This window comes from Paenarthrobacter sp. 10L412, assembly GCF_056395565.1.
Genome location: NZ_JBFTJT010000002.1, coordinates 338,627 through 358,281, shown reverse-complemented (window position 1 = coordinate 358,281; position 19,655 = coordinate 338,627). Strand labels below are relative to the sequence as shown.

At 63.3% G+C, this 19,655-nt stretch carries 14 protein-coding genes and 1 tRNA gene; 10 read left to right on the top strand and 5 right to left on the bottom strand.

Annotation, left to right across the window (positions count from 1 at the left end; translation table 11 throughout):
• Positions 1-152: 152 nt before the first annotated feature.
• Entirely contained in the window at positions 153-752 is a 600-nt protein-coding gene (locus AC1DD7_RS03295) for a TetR/AcrR family transcriptional regulator (protein ID WP_477513786.1), read from the bottom strand.
• Between the two features lie 263 nt (positions 753-1,015).
• Here AC1DD7_RS03295 and AC1DD7_RS03290 point away from each other — a divergent pair.
• The 10 genes from AC1DD7_RS03290 (at position 1,016) to sufU (ending at position 15,744) form a co-directional block, all read left to right on the top strand.
• Positions 1,016-1,087 (top strand) — tRNA-Gln (locus AC1DD7_RS03290).
• 124 nt (positions 1,088-1,211) lie between these two features.
• Complete coding sequence (gene glmU / locus AC1DD7_RS03285) at positions 1,212-2,711, top strand: bifunctional UDP-N-acetylglucosamine diphosphorylase/glucosamine-1-phosphate N-acetyltransferase GlmU (RefSeq protein ID WP_477513777.1); 1,500 nt, start codon at positions 1,212-1,214, stop codon at positions 2,709-2,711.
• 2 nt (positions 2,712-2,713) lie between these two features.
• Positions 2,714-3,694 (top strand): ribose-phosphate diphosphokinase, encoded by a 981-nt coding sequence (locus AC1DD7_RS03280; protein WP_159697849.1) that lies wholly within the window; start codon positions 2,714-2,716, stop codon positions 3,692-3,694.
• A 303-nt stretch (positions 3,695-3,997) separates the two neighbouring features.
• On the top strand, positions 3,998-4,573 hold the full coding sequence (locus AC1DD7_RS03275; RefSeq protein WP_431119133.1) for a 50S ribosomal protein L25/general stress protein Ctc: 576 nt from the start codon (positions 3,998-4,000) through the stop codon (positions 4,571-4,573).
• A gap of 129 nt (positions 4,574-4,702) precedes the next feature.
• A complete protein-coding gene (pth, locus tag AC1DD7_RS03270) occupies positions 4,703-5,287 on the top strand; it encodes an aminoacyl-tRNA hydrolase (RefSeq protein ID WP_477513776.1) in 585 nt (194 codons plus the stop codon).
• Positions 5,288-5,430: 143 nt separating this feature from the next.
• Entirely contained in the window at positions 5,431-8,172 is a 2,742-nt protein-coding gene (locus AC1DD7_RS03265; protein WP_477513775.1) for a helix-turn-helix transcriptional regulator, read from the top strand.
• A 38-nt stretch (positions 8,173-8,210) separates the two neighbouring features.
• A complete protein-coding gene (locus AC1DD7_RS03260) occupies positions 8,211-10,874 on the top strand; it encodes an AAA family ATPase (protein ID WP_477513774.1) in 2,664 nt (887 codons plus the stop codon).
• A gap of 469 nt (positions 10,875-11,343) precedes the next feature.
• Positions 11,344-13,806 (top strand): ATP-binding protein, encoded by a 2,463-nt coding sequence (locus AC1DD7_RS03255; RefSeq protein WP_477513773.1) that lies wholly within the window; start codon positions 11,344-11,346, stop codon positions 13,804-13,806.
• 97 nt (positions 13,807-13,903) lie between these two features.
• Positions 13,904-15,232, top strand: coding sequence for a cysteine desulfurase (locus AC1DD7_RS03250; protein WP_431119142.1), 1,329 nt, complete (start codon positions 13,904-13,906; stop codon positions 15,230-15,232).
• A gap of 59 nt (positions 15,233-15,291) precedes the next feature.
• Positions 15,292-15,744: a Fe-S cluster assembly sulfur transfer protein SufU gene (sufU, locus tag AC1DD7_RS03245; RefSeq protein WP_477513772.1), complete on the top strand. Its 453-nt coding sequence runs from the start codon at positions 15,292-15,294 to the stop codon at positions 15,742-15,744.
• A gap of 44 nt (positions 15,745-15,788) precedes the next feature.
• Here the strand turns inward: sufU and nhaA are convergent, their stop codons facing one another.
• The 4 genes from nhaA to AC1DD7_RS03225 form a co-directional block, all read right to left on the bottom strand.
• On the bottom strand, positions 15,789-17,087 hold the full coding sequence (nhaA, locus tag AC1DD7_RS03240) for a Na+/H+ antiporter NhaA (protein WP_477513771.1): 1,299 nt from the start codon (positions 17,085-17,087) through the stop codon (positions 15,789-15,791).
• Between the two features lie 160 nt (positions 17,088-17,247).
• Positions 17,248-17,469 (bottom strand): SCO4848 family membrane protein, encoded by a 222-nt coding sequence (locus AC1DD7_RS03235; RefSeq protein ID WP_477513770.1) that lies wholly within the window; start codon positions 17,467-17,469, stop codon positions 17,248-17,250.
• Between the two features lies 1 nt (position 17,470).
• Positions 17,471-17,968 carry a DUF2505 domain-containing protein gene (locus AC1DD7_RS03230; RefSeq protein ID WP_431119148.1) on the bottom strand — a complete coding sequence of 166 codons (498 nt, stop codon included), beginning with the start codon at positions 17,966-17,968 and terminating at the stop codon, positions 17,471-17,473.
• 50 nt (positions 17,969-18,018) lie between these two features.
• Positions 18,019-19,620: an SDR family oxidoreductase gene (locus AC1DD7_RS03225; protein WP_477513769.1), complete on the bottom strand. Its 1,602-nt coding sequence runs from the start codon at positions 19,618-19,620 to the stop codon at positions 18,019-18,021.
• Positions 19,621-19,655 lie beyond the last annotated feature (35 nt).

The window sequence follows — 19,655 nt, the reverse complement described above, 5'->3', positions numbered from 1 at the left end:
ATCAGCGGTCTCCCGGCACCTACCAACCCCGGTGACAACACTCTCAAGATCATCGGATCGACAGAGGAACGCAATCATGCCGGGGCAGCAGGCCAGCACACCCACATCCTGCACCAGGAAACGGGCTACGAAAAAGGTAACGAGGGATGGGGTCAGCCGTCGGAGCGGAGCTCGGGTTCCTTCTGCAGCCCGGTCAGTCCGTTCCAGGCCAGGTTCACCAAGTGAGCGGCTACGGCGCGTTTGTCCGGCTCACGACTGTCCAGCCACCATTGGCCTGTCATCGCGACCATTCCGACGAGCATCTGAGCGTACATGGCGCCATCTGCAGCGCTGAATCCGCGGCGGGCGAATTCATCCGAGAGCAGGTGTTCCACACGCGCGGTGACGTGGGAGAGCAGCGTGGAGAAGGCGCCCTCGGGCTGGGAGGGCGGTGCATCGCGCATGAGGATCCGGAAGCCGTCGGTGCGCTCTTCGATGTAACCAAGGAGTGCCAGTGCAGCGCGCTCCACTAGGACGCGGGGTTTGGCCTCGGTGCTCAGTGCCTCGGTGATGGAGTCCAGGAGTATCCGGAATTCGGTTTCGACAACTTGACGGTAGAGGCCTTCCTTGGACCCAAAATGCTCGTAGATCACCGGCTTGGAGACGCCCGCGCTGGCGGCAATTTCTTCAATTGTGGTGCCGTCCAGGCCCTTGGCTGCGAAGAGTGCCCGGCCAATGCCGATGAGCTGGGAGCGCCGCTGTTGTCCCGTCATCCTCAACCGTATGGGGCGGTCTCCCAAGGGCTCGAGGGCGGCTGCGGGCCGGGGAAGTTCAGTGCGCTTGCTCACGTGTCCATCATGCCCTAACCCGCTGCGCGGCTGATCGGGAAGGGCCGTAACAGGGCATCCGGAGACCCATCACAGCGGGTCAAGTCGCGAACCACGCAAAGGTCATGGCAAACTAGATTCTTGTGTGTGCATCCCGGTGATCCGGGAAACCGTCAGGCCCTGCCGCCTGGGGGTGCAAGCATGCACGGTCCGCTCTGGTGTAATGGCAGCACCCCGGCCTTTGGAGCCGTGGAGTATAGGTTCGAATCCTATGGGCGGAACGGTCGGAAAATGCGCTCCACTCTGTACCTGGAACAGCTCGAACGGTGCCTGGGTCCATAGTTGGAATGGCAGCATTCCGAAGCCGGGTTACCCGGGACAAAACCGAGCAAGGAGAGCCAGTACGTGAGCCCCGAAACCACCGGTCCCGCAGCAGTCATCGTCTTGGCTGCAGGTGCCGGAACGCGAATGAAGTCGCGGACTCCCAAGATTCTCCACGAAATCGGCGGCCTCTCCATGGTGGGCCACGCCCTCCTCGCCGCCCGTTCCATCAACCCCCTGAAACTCGCCCTTGTAGTCCGGCACGAGCGCGATCGCGTGGCAGAACACGTCTCCGCGCTGGATCCGGAAGCCGTGATCGTTGACCAGGACGAGATCCCCGGCACGGGACGCGCTGTGGAGGTTGCCCTCAAGGCCCTCGACGCCGAAGCCGAGCTCACCGGTACTGTGGTTGTCACCTACGGGGACGTGCCCCTGCTGACCGGCGAATTGCTGGGCGAACTCGTGGCAACGCATGAAGCCCAGAGCAACGCCGTAACGGTGCTCACTGCGGTCTTGGACGACGCCTCGGGCTATGGCCGCATCCTGCGTGCCGAAGACGGCACGGTCACCGGCATCCGCGAGCACAAGGATGCAAGCGAAGCCGAGCACACCATCCTTGAGGTCAACTCCGGCATTTACGCCTTCGACGCCGCTGTGCTGCGGAACGCGCTGACCCAGGTCACCACTGACAACGCGCAGGGCGAGATGTACCTCACCGATGTCCTCGGGCTGGCGCGCGACGCCGGTGGCCGGGTTGCCGCCGTCGTCACCCAGGACCGCTGGCAGGTTGAGGGCGCCAACGACCGCATCCAGCTTTCCGCGCTCGGCGCCGAGCTAAATCGCCGCATCGTCGAGTCCTGGATGCGGGCGGGTGTGACGGTGGTGGATCCGTCCACCACCTGGATCGACTCCACGGTCAGGCTCGATGAAGACGTCCGCTTGCTGCCCAATACGCAACTGCACGGTTCCACCACTGTGGCGAGGGACGCCGTCGTGGGTCCCGATACAACGCTGACCGACGTCAACATTGGCGAAGGCGCCAAGGTGATCCGCACTCACGGCTCGGGTTCCACCATCGGAGCTGGGGCAAGCGTTGGACCGTTCACCTACCTCCGTCCCGGCACGGTACTGGGAGAGACCGGCAAGATCGGTGCCTTCTACGAAACCAAGAACGTGACCATCGGCCGCGGTTCCAAGCTGTCCCACCTCGGGTACGCAGGTGACGCTGAAATCGGCGAGGACACCAACATCGGCTGTGGCAACATCACGGCCAATTACGACGGCGAGAAGAAGCACCGCACGGTGATCGGCTCGGGCGTGCGGACTGGTTCAAACACCGTCTTTGTAGCTCCCGTGACCGTGGGTGATGGCGCTTACAGCGGCGCCGGTGCCGTGATCCGCAAGGATGTCCCGCCTGGAGCCCTCGCCGTTAGCTTGGCCCCGCAGCGGAACGCCGAAGGCTGGGTACTGGCCAACCGCCCGGGCACCACCTCAGCGAAGCTGGCCCAGGCCGCGCAGGAGTCCTTGCTGACCCCCGCCTCCACATCCTCACAATCTCCAGCAACCACAGAAGAGGGCAAATAGGCATGAGCGAAATTACCGCACACGGCGAGAAGAAATTGATTCTCGCCGCCGGAAGGGCACATCCGGAGCTGGCGCAGGAAATCGCGAAGGAGCTGGAGACCGAGCTCCTGCCCATCGACGCCTATGACTTCGCCAATGGGGAAATCTACGTCCGTTCTGCTGAGAGCGTCCGCGGTACGGACGCGTTCGTCATCCAGGCGCACCCGGCCCCGCTGAACAACTGGCTCATGGAGCAGTTGATCATGATCGACTCCCTCAAGCGCGCCTCTGCCAAGAGGATCACGGTTGTTTCACCGTTCTACCCGTACTCCCGCCAGGACAAGAAGGGCCGCGGCCGCGAGCCCATTTCCGCCCGCCTGGTAGCGGACCTGTACAAGACCGCCGGTGCGGACCGCATCATGTCCGTGGACCTGCACACGTCCCAGATCCAGGGCTTCTTCGATGGCCCCGTTGACCACCTGATGGCGATCCCGCTGCTGGCCGACTACATCCGCACCAAGGTGGAGGCGGACAACATCACCGTTGTTTCGCCGGACACCGGCCGCGTCCGTGTCGCCGAGCAGTGGGCGGAACGCCTGGGCGGTGCCCCGCTGGCGTTCGTTCACAAGAGCCGCGACCTCACCGTGCCCAACCAGGCCGTCTCCAAGACCGTTGTTGGCCAGGTTGAAGGCCGCACCTGCGTGCTTATCGACGACATGATCGACACTGGTGGAACCATCTCCGGCGCCGTACAGGTCCTGAAGAACGCCGGTGCCAAGGATGTCATCATCGCTTGCACGCACGCCGTTTTCTCGGACCCGGCAGCACAGCGCCTCGCTGATTCCGGCGCACGCGAAGTGGTTGTCACCAACACCCTGCCCATCCCGGCAGAGAAGCGTTTCCCGCAGCTCACGGTGCTGTCCATCGCACCGTTGATCGCACGCGCCATTCGTGAAGTGTTCGACGACGGTTCGGTCACCAGCCTGTTCGACGGCAAAGCCTGACGCCGGACTACTGACATGACGGGTCATCCGCCGCCTCCGGGCGTGTGGATGGCCCGTTTTCAGTAATGACGGTATCCGCTGGTAAACTCTTGGGGATACCTTGGCGAGGGAGAGCACATCCGGTGCGCGTTTTGAACCGGAATTGCGGGTCTCCGTTATCGACTGGGTCTGCATCTCCTTCGACACAGGCGGGCTTGCTGCTGGACAGCAACGGTCGCCGGGCGTAGAAGGTCCACAGACCTCCGCCCTTGCTGATCGACTTGTCCGGAGTTTCCCGGACGCCACAGTAATCAAGGAGTACACATGTCTGAGCAGAAGCTCACCGCAGAACTGCGCACCGAATTCGGTAAGGGTTTTGCCCGCCGTGCACGCATGGCCGGCCAGATCCCGGCTGTCATCTACGGCCACGGCGCAGAGCCGATCCACATCAACCTGCCCGGCCGCGCCACCACGCTGGCTGTCCGCGTTTCCAACGCCCTGCTGGCAATCGACGTCGACGGCGAGCAGCACCTGACGCTCGTCAAGGACATCCAGCGCGACCCGGTAAAGCAGATCATCGAGCACGTTGACCTCCAGACCGTCCAGGCCGGCGAGAAGGTTACCGTCGACATCGCCATCCACGTTTCCGGTGAAGTTGTTCCGGGTGCTGTTGCCAGCCTCGAAGCCACCACGGTTTCCCTTGAGGCTGAGGCAACCCACGTGCCCACCGCCGTCGAGGTTGACATCGAAGGCCGCAAGGCTGGCGAGAACATCCACGCATCCGACCTCGTCCTGCCGAAGGGTTCCACCCTGCTCACCGAAGGCGACACCCTGGTGGTCCGTATCTCCGAGACCGCTTCTGAAGCTGAAGAAGAAACCACCGCAGCAGCGGCTGAGTAGTCTTTGACTGCATAGGCAAACGCCTTTTGAGTGGCCGGGTCCCCTTGGGTCCCGGCCACTTTCTTCTTCCAATTTCGCCCAGCAGATTCGCTGACCGGATTTCCTGACCAGATTCCCTAGGATGAGACCATGACTGACACCTGGCTGATAGTTGGCCTTGGCAACCCCGGCAGCGAGTACAGCAACAACCGGCACAATGTGGGCCAGATGGTGCTTGACGAGCTGGCGTCCCGGATGGGCGGCAAGTTCAAGACCCACAAGACCAGGGCTCAGGTAGTGGAGGGTCGGCTGGGGATTGGCGGGCCCCGCGTAGTGCTGGCCAAGCCGATGACCTACATGAACGTTTCCGGTGGTCCTGTGGCGGGTTTGAGCAAATTCTTCGACATTGCACCGGATCACGTGATTGCTGTCCACGATGAGATCGACATCCCCTTCAACACCGTCAAGCTCAAGATTGGTGGCGGCGAGGGTGGTCATAACGGCCTCCGCGATATCTCCAAGGCGCTGGCAACAAAGGACTATCTGCGCGTGCGGGTGGGGGTGGGCCGGCCTCCCGGACGCATGGATACCGCGGACTTTGTCCTCCGGGATTTTGCAACCGCCGAGAAGAAGGAATTGCCGTTTCTGCTGGACGAGGCGGCCGATGCGGTGGAACTGCTCATGAATGAAGGGCTGTTGGCGGCACAGCAGAAGCATCATGCCGCAAGAACTTGAGCAAATCTTGAGGAAAGCCTGAGGAAAGCCTGATGATTCGAGGCGCCCTTAGCCCTACCAAACTGTCGGCGCCCGGAGGTAGTGTGCATGGTACGCAGGTAAGCGGTGGGGGACTGTCGCGGATGTTGTAGCGAAGGATGCGAATGTCGGCGGAGTTGCTAAGCAGAGGCGGTGGAGGCGCAGCGAGGGCTGCGGCTCCGGACCTTGTGGGCGGTTCATCCGATCGGCAAACATGGTCGCTGTTGGCCAGGAGCCAGGATCTGTCCCGGGCCACCAAGCACCTTGAGTCCCCGGAATCGTACGGTGTGGTGCTCACGGGCGAACGGGGAATCGGCAAGTCGGGCTTGGCCCGGGCAGTCGTTTCCTCGCTGGGCCCCAAAATCCACAGCCTGCAATTGCGCAACACGGTGGCCAATGGCCAGACTCCGTATGGGTGCCTCGGATTCCTCCTGGCGAGGCTGCCGTCCGAGGCCGTCAGTTCGCCCACGGGTATTCTCCACGCGATTACCTCCCTGATCCGTGCAGAAGCCGCGGGCCGCCAGACTGTCTTCATCGTGGACAATGCGGGCGGTATGGACCCCATGAGCACGGGCGTGCTGCTGAACCTGATGGCCACTGGAACGGCCAAAGTGATAGCCACTGTTCAACGCTCCAGCGATCTCCCCGCCGATTTTCATCGGCTGGTACTTGAGGATCAACTGGGCGAAGTCCATTTGAATACGCTCAGCGAAGAACAGACGAAGCAGGTTCTCGGTTCCGTGCTGGGCCACTACGTCTCCTCGACCCTGGTTGGCTCACTCCACTCCGCCGTCGGCGGGAATCCGATGCTCCTGCACGCGCTCTTGGATGAGCAACGCCATTCCGGCAACCTCGTCCTGAACGACTCGGTGTGGACGCTCAGGGACCGGATCAAGCTTGAAGGCGCCACAGTTGTGGAGGACTTTGTCCGTTCCAGGTTGGCGCGCGAACCCCAGACCAACCGGACCGTCGTCGAGGTCCTGGCCTGCGCGCAGCGCGCGACACTGGTGGATTTGGCTGCGATCTTTGGCACGGAAGTACTTGTGGAGATGGAGGAATCCGGGCTGCTCAACGTTGACCGGAACGGCGAGCACTGGGTTTCCCTTCGCGATGCCTACGTGGGTGAGGTTGTTCGGGGCTGGCTGAGTACCCGGCGCCGCCGCGAGCTGAGGCTGATGCTTCTTGGACCCAAGGAGCCGGAGCTGGGCGGGTTGGCTCCACAGGATTTGCTGAGCTACGCCGCGTGGATGCATGCCTGTGAGGACGAACCGTCTCCGTCGCCAGCGCATGCCCTGGCAGCAGGACGGGCTGCCCTGGATGATTACGATCCCAACTTTGCCATCCAATGCACACTCTCCCTGGATCCGAAGGACCCCGAATGGGTGCCGGGGCAGCGCCTGAAGTCAGCTGCCTACCTCATGTTGGATCTGCCCCTGCACGCGGCCCAGGCTTTGGACGAGGTGTCAGAGGGGCACCTAACAGCTTTGGACCCAATGGAGTTTGCAGAAGTAACAGCGGCCAAATGCCAGGCCATGACATGGATTGACGGCCGCTCGGCAATGGTGCCCGGAGTGATCGCGGCGGCAAGTGAAACCTTGGAGTCCATGGTTTCGAATCCGCAGAAATACGCTCCAGAGATGATCACTCGGGCCCGGAACCGGCTCCTCCTTTGCAACTACGAATACCAGACGTATATGGGCGAGTACGCAGCTGTGGCCGAGGTCCTGGAAGAGGAACTGGCCAAGGACCCGGCCGGGGACCGGGAACACTGGCTCAAGTCCGCTTTCTGCCTCATTGAAGCCCGCTGCGTGATGGGCCGGGAACTGGAGGCGCAGCAACTGGCACGTACTGTGTCCCGGCAGCTGGGGAACAATGACAGGCCGGCGCAGCTGGAGGAGTCTTTCGCCCGGCATGCCTTCGGAGTGCTGCTGCTGTCCGGTCAATGGCGGAAATGCATCGAGCTCATGCGGCGGACGCCCTCCACGCCTTCGCGCCTGCAGTACCGGGGTGCAATCACCGAACTGGGCGTTGGCCTTGCCTACGCTTACGCCGGGAAGCCCACTTGCGCGATCGAACCGTTGCGTTCCGCCGCCGCCCAGCTGGAGCTCCGCCCGGCCATGAACATGGTCAAGGTTGCCTACGCAGCTACCGCCTTTGCCTATGCCCAGCTGGGGAATTCACTCGAAGCCGGACGGTACCTTGACCTGTACCGCACCTGCCGGGGTGTTGGAACATATTTCTCCGAGTCCGTTGCCGAGTTCTGCGCTGAAATGGCAGGGCGATGGATGGGGGACCCGGACGTCAAACAGCGACTGCTGGCCAGGGTCCATCAGGACATCGCCAAGCAGCGCTTCACAACAGCCGGCATCTGCCTTTTCGGCGCCACGGTGGAGGGCACGGACTCCGAGTACAAACTGCTGGAAGAAATTGCCAATAACCGTCAAGGCCCTTTGGCGGAGATCGCCCGCGACCTTGCCCGCGGATCCCTGAAGCGGAGTTCCCGTTCTCTCCTGGCTGCCGCCGATGCCGCAGCTGCACTGGACTTGTTGGTGGTGGAGGCCAGGTGCGTGGCCATGGCCTTGGACTTTGCCCGTAATGCCGGTGAAACCACGGCTGCCCGGACCGCACAGCTTAGGCTTGAGCGTCTGGAACAATCGGTCTCGGCGTTGCCGATCCAACCACGAAGCGACGCACCGGTGTTGACCGAGCGTGAACGGCAAATTGCCAAACTGGCCGGAAAGGGTGTCAGCAATCGTGAAATCGCTATGGATATTGGGGTGTCTGTGCGGACCGTTGAGGGGCACCTGTACCAAGTGTTTACCAAGCTCGGCGTCTCATCGCGAGGCGAGCTCAATGGTCTCCTGTGAGTTGAGGAGTGTAGTTTCCGTCAACCGGGTGCGTGCCCATGCAGGCTGAGCACCTTGTTGGCCGGGACGCGGAGTTGGACCTCGCGACTGAAATATTGAGGCAGGAGGGGGCGGGGGCCGTCCTGCTCCTTGCCGATCCCGGCATCGGCAAAACGGCCATGGCCGCAGAGATCGCCGCCCGCTTGGCCGGCGAAATGGTGGTGATGCGGATCCACGGAAGTCCCGCGCTGTCCGCTGTTCCGTTCGGTGTCCTGGCGCCCTATCTCCTGGACCTGCCTGTGGAACAGGCCACCTCGCCGGTGGCGATTCTCCGCGAGTTTTGGTCCCAGTTCGAGAAAAGGCGCGGAAGCGAAGGTGCAAGGCTCCTTCTGGTTGTAGACGACGCCCATGACCTCGATGAGGCCAGCACACAGATTCTGGCCGAGTTGGTGACGGCTGGCTGGGCGAGGCTCGTGGCAACCAGCAGGCCACGGCCAGGACTTCCTCCCGCCCTGCTCCAGCTCTGGTACGACGGCCTGGCAGAGCGCTTCGAACTCCATCCCCTGGAAAAGGAAGAAGTGGCCGAGCTCGCCGGGAAAACCTTGGGCGGCTCGGTCATGGCAAGCACCACAGATGTTTTGCACTCTGTTTCCGAGGGCAACCCCCTGCTGCTCCGTTGCCTCCTGGAAGACTCAAAAGCTGACGGAAACCTGGTGCGTCGAAATGGCGTCTGGTTCCTCACGAGGGCCCTATCCGGCACCGGCGAGGGCCTCTCTGAAGTGGTTCGGAACAAAGTCCTGCGAACCAGCGAGGCCGAACGGGAGGCGATGTACATCATCGCCTTGTCCGAACCCGTTCCCGCCGCTGTACTCGACGCGCTTGTGGGCAGGGATACGCTGCGGTCGCTGATGGACAACAGGCTCGTGGTTTCCAGTAATGGCGCCGGTAGTCCGCTGAAAATGTGGCACCCGATGTATGGTGAGGCGCTTCGCCACATCGTTTCGCCGGCCCGTAGCCTCCAGATCCGCCAGCGTATGGTGCAGCACCTGCCCGCGGAGCCATCCACGGCGGAGGGTCTGCTCCGAATGGTGAGTTGGGCGCTGGACTGTGGTGCCGACGTCGACGACGAACAGTTGCTGCGGGCGGCGTTCCTCGCCGCAAAACTCCTGCAGAATCCACTCGCGCTGGAGGCCGCTGCCAAGGTTCGCTCCGAAGCGCTGCGCCCCCGTGCCCGTGCCGTGATGGCAATGGTCAAATACAACGACGGTGACTACCGCAGTGCCGTGCAGCTGCTCGGGGAAGATGCCGGGTTCCTGGACGCGGATCCTTCCGGGCCCCTGGGCGCCGGACTGTTGTGGGGAGCTGCAAGGTCCGCAATGGGGGACAGCTCGGGTGACATCCTGGCTGACGCCCACTCTGCCGCCGACGCACTGGTGGCGGGCCGCAACGCGCAGGACCCTGTGGTCCAGCAGATCCGACGGCATGCGGCAGCTTTGGAGTTGGCGGCGCTGGCCCATGACGGCCGCTATGGAGAGCTTCGTGAGGGACTTGCCACGTTCCAGGCCGGTCTTGCCGTGGACGAGCCGGATTTCGTCATGAACCAGCTTTTCCTGTTGGCCATGCAGTGCGAGCTCCTGATGGTGGAGGGCCAGGCGGTGCAGGCATTGGAGATGGGCCGGGAAGCGCTGGTGTTGCTGGATGAACACCATGACGACCTCCTGTACTTCACCGACTTCATCCTGGTCCGCTATGCCTTGGCCGCTCTGGAGTCGGGTGACTGGGCGGCAGCCGAGACCGCGCTGAACCGCTACGCCGCCAGCTCCGCCATGGGGCTGATAACGTTCGGTGGCGATATCCAGGCGCTCAAAGGATTGTCCTTGCTCCGGCAGGGACGTTTGGAACAAGCCACCGCTGTGCTGACTCCCGCGGTGGAGGCCCTCCGTGTGAAGGACCCGCAGAGGTTGCGCCGTCTGGGCAACGCGCTGGCGTTTTATGCTGCCGCCAGGTCAGGAAACAACGAACTGGCCCAACGCCTGTCCGTGGATACAGTGGTGGTCCCGGCTGCCGGTGGCGCCTATGTTGAAGCCCTGGCTGAGATCTTCACGCTGGCCGCCAAGGAGCATCTGAAGAAAGGAACAGGGCTGGAGAAACTGCGGAACCTCCCTGATTCCACGCATCTGCATCAACTCCCGGGCGTCCTGCTCCAGAACCTGGTCCTCAGGGCAGAGCTGGGGGACGTGCAGGTCATGGCAGCCATCCAGGAAACTGCCTCGTCAATGGCTGGGGCATGGGCAGGCGGCTGGCACATGCTGGCGACCGCCCAAGTGGACGGCGCCGGCGATGCGTTCGTCAACGCCGGTAACCTGCTGGCCGCCGGAGGCATGCCAGGGCCAGCGGCGACGGCTTTCGATAAAGCCGCCATCGCCTTTGATGCAGAGGGCAAACGGCCGGAGGCTCGGCAGGCGGCCGTGTTGCGCGACGTCAGCGAGGCCAGCCTGGGCGACGCGCAGCTCCACGACCCCCACACCGAGGTAGACCGTTCCGTGCCCCTGACCCGGCGGGAGCAGGACATTGTGGCGCTGGCCGTTTCCGGACTCACTGACCGGCAGATCGCAGAGAAGCTCATGGTCTCCGTCCGCACCGTGGAGGGCCACCTGTACCGCAGTTATGCCAAGCTGGGCATCCGCCGGCGCGAGGACCTTGGGGCTGCTGTCCGCAATTGACGCGCGGCCATTTGAGTAGCCCCGGACGCCCGCAAACACCACGTGGGTGCGGTATTACACCAATTTCCACCAATCAATGGAGTAACCCGCGCCCTGTCCCTGCCCGGACCAAGTAGTGCCCCTCCAAGGGACTGAGTACAACAGAGTATCGGGGCCCGGAAACCGCCCTACTAATCGAGTACCGATTACTGGTGTTCTGGTTTCCGGCACGCGGTTAACTGATCTTGGAAGGAAGGAAAGCCCCAAGCATCCCCCGAATTCCACATCGAAATACCGCATCGGTGGTCTCTTTGAGCCGATGCTCCGGCCGCCGAGAGGCGGTCCGGCCCTGGACGAAGCCGGCGGCGACAGAGTCTTCTGAGACCGAGACTCTCCCCCCAGCCGTCGCCGGCTTCTAGGCCAGGGATCCCGCAAAATCGCGGAAGCCTAAATTCTCCCGGACCAAGGGACTGCTGCTATTGGAGTGTGCATGTTGCCGGACCCCTGGCTGGACGAAGACAGTGTCACAGTCGGGCTGAGGCCGTCAACATTCCCGGACCGGAAGCAGATCCTGGATCTGATCCTCGCGGCAGTACCCTCTCCTTCCACCAACGGCATAGTTGTGATCGGCGACAGGGGATCTGGAAAGAGCCATTTGTTGCTCTCCATCAAAGCAGGACTACCGGACTCCATGGACGTCCGCACTTTCGCCGGCAAACCGGAACTCCAGACAACCGTCTATGGTGCGTTGAGCGCCGCAGTAGAGCCCTCAGGCGAACAAACGGCCCTCCCGGGACTTCATGTCCTGCGGGCGCTCACCCAAAGCCTCGGTCCAGCAGAATACCTGTACACACCACCGGTTGCACGGCGTCGAAGCAAGCGCCACCCCGAACCTCAACGGCCTCCACTGGTCCTCCTCGTGGACGACATCCACTTCGTCGACCCTGCGTCCCTGGCCGTTTTGCTGCAGCTGATGCCGGGATTCGGAGCCACCTTGGTAGCTACGGCCGACAGCCGCCGCCCGCTTCCGCCGGATCTGTACCAGTTGTGGGAAGACGGCTTCCTGGAGCAGTACTTCCTGGCTCCCTTCACGTTCAGTGAGGCCCAGGCTCTGTGCGAGGACGTACTGGGCGGAAAGGTTCAAAGGCGCGCCAGCAGTCTTCTGGCGGCGATGTGCGGGTTCAACGTGGGACTCCTTTGCCTCGCGATCCAGGATGCACGCAACGCCCACCTCCTGGTGCAGCGCGACGGTTACTGGACCATCGACGTACGGGCACATTGCCAATGGCCCGGGGTGGTTGAGCACGTCCGGGCAGACATCTCCCACCATGCTGCTGAAGAACTGAAGGCATTGGAGGTCATTGCGCTCGCCGAGCCTCTGGCCCTGGATGTCGTTGAGCACAGCTTCGGCCAGAAGACCGTGGAACACCTTCTTGACGCACACCACATCAGGGTGGTGCCCGGAAGGCCGCCGCTTGTCCGAACGAGTTCATGGCTGAGGGGCGAGGGCATCCGGCTGTCCGTTCCCCGCTCGCGCAGCACGGCGCTCCGGCTTGGCATCGAGGAGCCGGGACTCACGGCGGATTCCGCACCCGCCATGCTGCGGTGGATGACATGGACCCTCGATTGCGGGCTGAGCCTCTCCGACGAACTCATCCTGGCCGCAGCGCCCGCCGCTGACAAACCGTCCACCGCTGAGCTGGCCATCAGGGCTTCCGTGGGCATCAAGGGTCCAGGGCACCGGGATGAAGCCAGGATGCTGCGTGCCAGGGCACTCATTGCCGAGGGCCAGCTCAAGGAAGCAGCACCGGAGTTGCGCGAGTTGGTGGGCACAGGATCGCAGGCGGAGGTGCAGGCCGAGGCTGCACGTCGGTTGATGGCATTGAGCCTTCTGGGGGCGGCCTCACCCATGCCGCCAAGGCCCGACGGCGGGGCGCAGGGGCCGGAGGAACCGTCGGATCCAGCCGCCCGGGTTATGTGGAATGTCCACAAGGCCGAACAACTCCTGCTTTCCGGAGACGCTCCCCAAGCGCTGGAAAAGTCTTCCGCGGCCATGGCCGCCATCGGCGACGACCCCGCGCTGGAGATGTTCCGGCCAGGTGTCCTGCTCCGCCACGTGGTCTGCCTGCGGCATAACCTGTCATGGAGCCAGGTGGACGCCCTCCTGGATTGCCCCTGGGCCTACGCGGTGCCGGCGCACCTGGCCTGGTGCCTGGACGTAGCGCGGGGATATGCGCAGCTCAGCCAGGGTCTTCCCCGTGCCGCCTTGCGTACGCTGGAACCCGTTGTGGCTGAACTGCACGACGCCGGCCTGCCGCCGGTTCTGCAGCTGGCATCGGCGATGCTGGCGTACTCCGCGACGATGTGCGGTGATTCGGAGCAGGCCATGGCAAGGGTGCAGCAGAGCTTGGTGGCGGCGAAGGACGCAGCCGGCGAAATCCCTGCCGGCCTGTCTGACATAGGCTTGTTGCCCCAGCTCAGCGCCCTGTTCGTGGCGGCAGCCCAGGACAAGGTTTCGCGCAAGCCCGGCCACTTGTTTGCGGTAGCCGAGGCATTCCACGACCAGCACAGTCCTTTGATGGAAGCCGAGTCGTTGACCCTCATGATGCTCAACGCAAGCAGGTCCGCCGTCGAGGACCTCGTAATGCAGCGCCGCCTGAGTGAGCGTGCCGCCTCGTTGCGGGGCGCTGGCGCGGCGGCGACGGGAATGTTCGCATCGGCTTTGCTGGGTAATGATCCCAAGCTGCTTGAATCTGCTGGCAAGAGCCTTTCCGGGGACCGGCAATTCGCACAGGCGGCCCTCTGTTATGCCCGGGCGGCCAGTGGCTATGAAGCAAGGACCCGCAGCGCGGCGAGCCGCCGCGCCTGGACCCTGATGGAGCGGCTGCACGGGGCTTTCGACAGCGATGTTGCTCCGCCGCTGGGATGGCTGCCCGGTACTGCGGGTCACTGACGTACTCCAGGACACTGACGTGCTGTACGGCACATCTCCGGGGACGTCGCGCCGTGGGATAATTGAGTGTCCCTGAAGGATTTCCAAGGAGCGCCCCTTGACAGTCGTATCAACTCCCGCCTCACTGCAGCAGTCCGTGGTTCCTGCCATGGACAATGCGGAGGTGCTGCGGATCCGGAACGACTTCCCCGTCCTGGACCAACTGGTCAACGGCAAGCCGTTGATCTATCTAGATTCCGGCGCCACGTCGCAGAACCCCTTGAGCGTGATCGAGGCCGAGCAGGAGTTCTACGAGCAACGCAATGCCGCGGTACACCGTGGCGCACACCAACTTGCGGTGAGCGCGACTGAGGTCTTTGAGGACGCCCGCCAAACTGTCGCGGACTTCATTGGTGCCCAGTACGAGGAAACCGTGTGGACGTCCAACGCCACGGAGGGCCTGAACCTCATCAGCTATGCGTTGTCCAACGCCGCTTTGTGGGCTGCGCAGGGCCGTGGCAGTTCGGCGTTGAAAGAGCTGGCTATCGGCCCCGGGGACGAAATCGTGGTCACGGAGATGGAGCACCACGCCAACCTGATCCCCTGGCAGGAGCTCGCTTTCCGGACCGGAGCCACGCTCAAGTACATTCCCATCACCGATGACGGCAGCCTTCGCCTGGACGCCGCGGAAGAGATCGTGGGGAAGCGGACCCGCTTGCTGGCTTTCACCCACGCCTCCAACGTCCTGGGCACCATCAACCCGGTTGCCGAACTCGTGGCTCTCGCCCGACGCGTGGGTGCGTTGGTGGTTCTGGATGCTTGCCAGTCAGTTCCTCACATGCCCATTGACGTCAAGGACCTGGACGTTGACTTCGCGGTGTTCTCGGGCCATAAGATGCTGGCTCCCACGGGCGTCGGCGTCCTGTATGGCAAGCAGGAACTCCTGGACGTCCTCCCGCCGTTCCTCACAGGTGGCTCCATGATCACTACGGTCACTATGGAGCGCGCCGAGTACTTGCCTGCTCCGCAGCGCTTCGAAGCCGGAACCCAGCGCATCTCCCAGGCGGTTGCCCTTGCCACTGCCATCAACTACTTGTCCGAAACCGGGATCGACCGCATCCATGCTTGGGAAGCCACGTTGGGTCAGCGCCTGGTCAAGGGGCTTGAGGGCATCGACGGCATCCGTGTAGTGGGTCCTGCCTCTGGGGCCGAACGCATCGGGCTGGCAGCTTTCGACGTCGCCGGTGTCCATGCCCACGACGTCGGCCAGTTCCTTGACGATCGCGGCATCGCCGTCCGCGTCGGCCACCATTGCGCCCAGCCGCTCCACCGCCGCTTGGGCCTGACCGCTACTACCCGGGCAAGTACGTACCTTTACAACACCACGGACGACGTCGATGCCTTCCTTGACGCCGTGTCTGGCGTTAGGGCCTATTTCCAGGCCTGACCCACGCGGCCACATTGCAGCCGCTCCCCACAAACTTCCACGAACGGGTAACCAGCACCATGAGTCTTGACCAGCTGTACCAGCAGATCATCCTGGACCACTCCAAGCAGCGGCACGGCAGCGGGCTCGCGGACACGGAAGCCCCAACGGGCGCATCAACCGGGCAATCCCACCAGCTCAACCCTGTCTGTGGGGACGAGGTAACGCTCCGCCTGGCTGTTGCCGATGGAACGGTCAAGCAGATCAGTTGGGACGGTGCGGGCTGTTCCATCTCCATGGCGTCGGCCTCGGTGTTGACCGACCTTGGCGAAGGAATGTCGGTAGAAGAACTGCACGCCGTGATCGATAACTTCCGTGAAGTCCTCCGTTCGCGTGGAAAGGTGCAGGCGGATCCAGAGATTCTGGGAGACGCTGCCGCGTTCGAAGGAGTGGCCCGCTACGCCGCCCGGGTTAAATGCGCCATGATTTCGTGGGTTGCTGCAGAGGACGCGCTGAACCAGGCAACGGCCTAGCAGCCGCAGAGCAGCCCGCCTAGCAGCCGCAGGGCAGCCCGGCGCTAGGCGCGGCTGAAGACGTCAGGCACGCCGTCGCCGTCGTCGTCCCGTTGTTCTTCTGCCTGAACCAGGCGATACCGCCGGTTTCTGGCCCTGAGCACGACGGCGGCCAGCAGCGCCGCGATCAGGGAACCTGCCAGGATGGCCACCTTGGCATGATCGTTGTGTGCAGATCCGGCGCCGAAACTCAGCTCGCCGATCAACAGGGAGACGGTAAATCCGATCCCGGCCAGCAACGCCAGCCCAAAGAGGTCGATCCACGCAATGCTGGAATCCAGGCTCGCACGGGTGGTTTTGGTCACCAGGAACGTGGTGCCAAAGACGCCAACGGCCTTGCCCAGCACCAACGCCGCAACAATTCCCAAGGCCACCGGATCACTGAGCGCTGCCCGCATGCCGTCGAACCCGCCCAGCGCCACTCCTGCGGAGAAAAAGGCGAAGACAGGTACGGCGAATCCCGCCGAGAAGGGGCGCAGGCGGTGTTCGAAGTGCTCAGCGAGCCCTTGGGCGGGCTCACCCTTTCTTCCGCTGTTGAAGACCGGAACCGCAAAGCCCAGCAGCACCCCGGCCACGGTGGCGTGGATACCGGAGGCATGCACGAAACCCCAGGTCGCCAGGGCAAGGGGGAGCAGGACGTACCAACTGCGGACCCTCTTCTGGACCAGGAACGTGAACAGGGCCAGCGGCACCAAGGCGGCCAGGAGCATGAGCGGCTGGATCCCCGTGGAGTAGAAGAAAGCGATGATGCCGATGGCGATGAGGTCGTCCACCACCGCGAGAGTCAGCAGGAAGGTCCGCAGGGCAGCGGGAAGGTGCGTGTTAATCACGGCAAGGACAGCCAGGGCAAACGCGATGTCCGTAGCCGTGGGAATGGCCCAGCCTTTGAGTGTCTCCGAGGCGGAGCCGAGGTTGAAGAGGACGTAGATCAGGGCTGGGATGACAACTCCACCGACGGCCGCGGCCACGGGTACAACGGCGCGGGCAGGTTTGCGGAGTTCCCCGGCGACGAACTCCCGTTTGAGTTCAAGGCCTGCGAGGAAGAAGAACACGGCCAGCAGGCCGTCGGAGGCCCAATGCCCCAGGCCCAGCTGCAGGTGCCAGGGTTCATAGCCTATTTTGAGGTCGCGTAGTGCGAAGTAACCGTCAGCGGCGGGCGAGTTTGCCCAGATCAGCGCAATCACCGTGGCGGCCAAAAGGAGGGCGCCGCCCACGGTCTCTGTTCGGAGGATCGAGAGGATCCGGCGGTACTCGGGGTAGCTGGAGCGGCTGAAAACAATGGTGGTCAGGGGTTGTTTGGCCACGGGGGCTCCTGTGGGTCGAGTGGTCAAAGGGCAGGCATCGCAAAGACACCGCCGACCAGACTTCCCGGCACACCAAAGTACATTCTACCCAACTGAGTCGCAGCAGTGCGCGTTATGAGCTCTCAAAACGCGCACTGCTGCGACTCAGTTGGGCGAAAACCTAGGAAACGAGGCCTGCGATCCCGATGGCCGCCGTCGCGAGTCCCAGCACCATGGATATGGTGACCAGGACGACGTGGACAGTGAGGAACCTGGTGGCCTTGCCGGCGGCGTCGCGGGCCCGGGGGTCCTTCATGACGCGCTTGAGGAACTGAGGCCATACAACCAGCGACCATACGCCGGCAACGATCAGGACCCAGCCCAGAATGGCAGGGAGCTGCATGCTAGTGGCTTTCGAGCCAGGCCTGCGCCTGCTGGGACTGGATGTTCAGGGCCTTGCCAACCATGGGCTCAGCAGCATCGGCAATCTTGCCGCCGAGGAACGGAACGGAGGAGGAAACGTTGCCCTCAAGCTCGATCCGGGTGTTCGCGCCTTCAGCTACGAGGCGCTGGACGGCGGTGACATCAAGCGGGGCACCGGAGACTTTCAACGCAATCTTGCTGGCGCGGGAGCCGTCTGCTGCGGGCGCCTCCCACTGCTCGGTCTGCGTGACGGTCAGGCGCTCGCCCACGAACTTGCGGGCGATATCCGGCAAGCGGGTAGTGGGCAGCGTACGAACGGTGGTGGTGCTGAAAGCGCCGGCAGGGTCGCCGTCGATCGTGAACGATTCCAGGGAGCCGCCCACCAGTTCGCTCGTGTGACGCAGGAAGTCTTCGTCGACAAATACGGCCGCTACTCGGTCAACGCTGTGCGGCAGGGTGGTGGATGCACTCAGGGCCATGGGTCCTCCGTGGATATATTGGTGGTGAAGCTCTTTTAGCTCCCAACATCCTACGGGGTGTCCGTGGCCACGCCGGAACCGGCCTGTTGTTCAAGTTCATGTGTGTCCGTTTCCTGCATCGCTGAGGCCGCCGCAGAAATGTTCCGTGCCATCGACGGGAAGATGATCCCGTGGAACGGGTACACGCCAAGCCAGTAAAGCCTGCCCGCCAGACCGCGTGGGAAGAAGATGGCGCGCTGCTTGTAAAGGCTCCCGCCGCCGTCGGGCTCCACTGCCAACTCAAGCCATGCCCGCCCGGGCGCCCGCATCTCGGCCCGGAGACGCAGCAAATGTCCGCGGTCTATGGCTTCCACCCGCCACCAGTCCACCACTTCGCCGCTGCCCAGCTTTTTCGGATGCCTGCGGCCCCGCAGCAGCCCCGCCCCACCGGTGAGCTTGTCCAACCACCCACGCACACGCCATGCCAGTGGAAGTGAGTACCAGCCGTTCTTGCCACCGATGCCCTCAATGACGGTCCACACATGCTCAGGCTTCGCGTCGCTGTGGAAGGTCCGCTCGTCCAGGAAGACCTTGTAACCGGCCCAATCGGGATCGCTGGGAAGAGGGTCGGCGTCGATTCCGGCATTTGCCCAGGTGGTCTCCACCTGCCCGTCACGTTCCTTGCCCAAAGCCAAGGCGACGGCACGGCGGTACGGTGTCAGGCCGCCGTCGGGCTGGGGAATGTAATGATCGACGTCGTGCTCCCGCGACACTGCGTCGTGCTGCAGTGACTGCACCAGCGGCAAGGACATGGACAGCGGAATGGGCGTGACCAGTGCAACCCACAGGCCGGCGAGCTTGGGCGCCGGAACCGGAAGGGCGATCACCAAACGCCGGGGCAGGCCCCGCTCCACGGCGTACTCGTTCATCATGTCCTTGTACTTCAGGACGTCACGGGAGCCGATATCGAACGTCCGGTTCAGGCCGTCCGGGAGCGTGGCAGCAGCCACAAGGTAGTGCAGCACATCGCGCACGGCGATGGCTTCGATGCGGTTATTAACCCAGTTGGGTGCCGGCATGACGGGAAGGGTATCGGCCAAGTGGCGGATCATTTCGAACGACGCCGAACCCGACCCGATGACGACGCCGGCCTGGAACACGATGGAATCCACTGCGGATTCAAGGAAGACGCGTCCGACCGTCTCGCGGGAACGCATGTGCGTGGAGAGCTCCTCGTTCTCCGGATGCAGGCCGCCGAGGTAGATAATCCTGGTGACGTGGGCCCGGGTGGCTGCGTCTGACACGAGCCGGGCCATGGCTTCTTCCTTCGCCTCGAATCCACTGCCTGAAGCCATGGAATGAACCAGGTAATAAAGCACATCCACACCCTGGAGTGCGTTCTCCAGGCTTCCGGTATCGGAGAGGGAATCCGTGATGATTTCGACGTCGTCGTGCCAAGGAACGTCGGCGATCTTCTGTGGGGAGCGGACCACCACCTTCACCCGGTGGCCAGCCTCGAGAAGCCGGGGGACCAAGCGGCCTCCGATGTAACCGGTGGCGCCCGTGACGAGGACGGTCTTGGAAGGCTGGTTTGGGGATGACTGGTTTGGGGATGGCTGCAACGGAACTCCTGGGCTGGAGGGAGGGGTAGGCTGGAATGACCCGGCATTCATTCGAATTTCCGGGCATTTGTGTTGCCTGCCCTTGG

What these genes read in the sequence shown, in the direction of transcription:
- sufU (WP_477513772.1), top strand. Translation starts at nt 15,292, where the DNA reads ATGAGTCTTGACCAGCTGTACCAGCAGATCATCCTGGACCACTCCAAG.
- AC1DD7_RS03235 (WP_477513770.1), bottom strand. Translation starts at nt 17,469, where the DNA reads ATGCAGCTCCCTGCCATTCTGGGCTGGGTCCTGATCGTTGCCGGCGTA.
- AC1DD7_RS03295 (WP_477513786.1), bottom strand. Translation starts at nt 752, where the DNA reads ATGACGGGACAACAGCGGCGCTCCCAGCTCATCGGCATTGGCCGGGCA.
- AC1DD7_RS03280 (WP_159697849.1), top strand. Translation starts at nt 2,714, where the DNA reads ATGAGCGAAATTACCGCACACGGCGAGAAGAAATTGATTCTCGCCGCC.
- AC1DD7_RS03225 (WP_477513769.1), bottom strand. Translation starts at nt 19,620, where the DNA reads ATGAATGCCGGGTCATTCCAGCCTACCCCTCCCTCCAGCCCAGGAGTT.
- AC1DD7_RS03260 (WP_477513774.1), top strand. Translation starts at nt 8,211, where the DNA reads ATGCAGGCTGAGCACCTTGTTGGCCGGGACGCGGAGTTGGACCTCGCG.
- AC1DD7_RS03275 (WP_431119133.1), top strand. Translation starts at nt 3,998, where the DNA reads ATGTCTGAGCAGAAGCTCACCGCAGAACTGCGCACCGAATTCGGTAAG.
- pth (WP_477513776.1), top strand. Translation starts at nt 4,703, where the DNA reads ATGACTGACACCTGGCTGATAGTTGGCCTTGGCAACCCCGGCAGCGAG.
- AC1DD7_RS03255 (WP_477513773.1), top strand. Translation starts at nt 11,344, where the DNA reads ATGTTGCCGGACCCCTGGCTGGACGAAGACAGTGTCACAGTCGGGCTG.
- AC1DD7_RS03230 (WP_431119148.1), bottom strand. Translation starts at nt 17,968, where the DNA reads ATGGCCCTGAGTGCATCCACCACCCTGCCGCACAGCGTTGACCGAGTA.
- AC1DD7_RS03265 (WP_477513775.1), top strand. Translation starts at nt 5,431, where the DNA reads ATGTCGGCGGAGTTGCTAAGCAGAGGCGGTGGAGGCGCAGCGAGGGCT.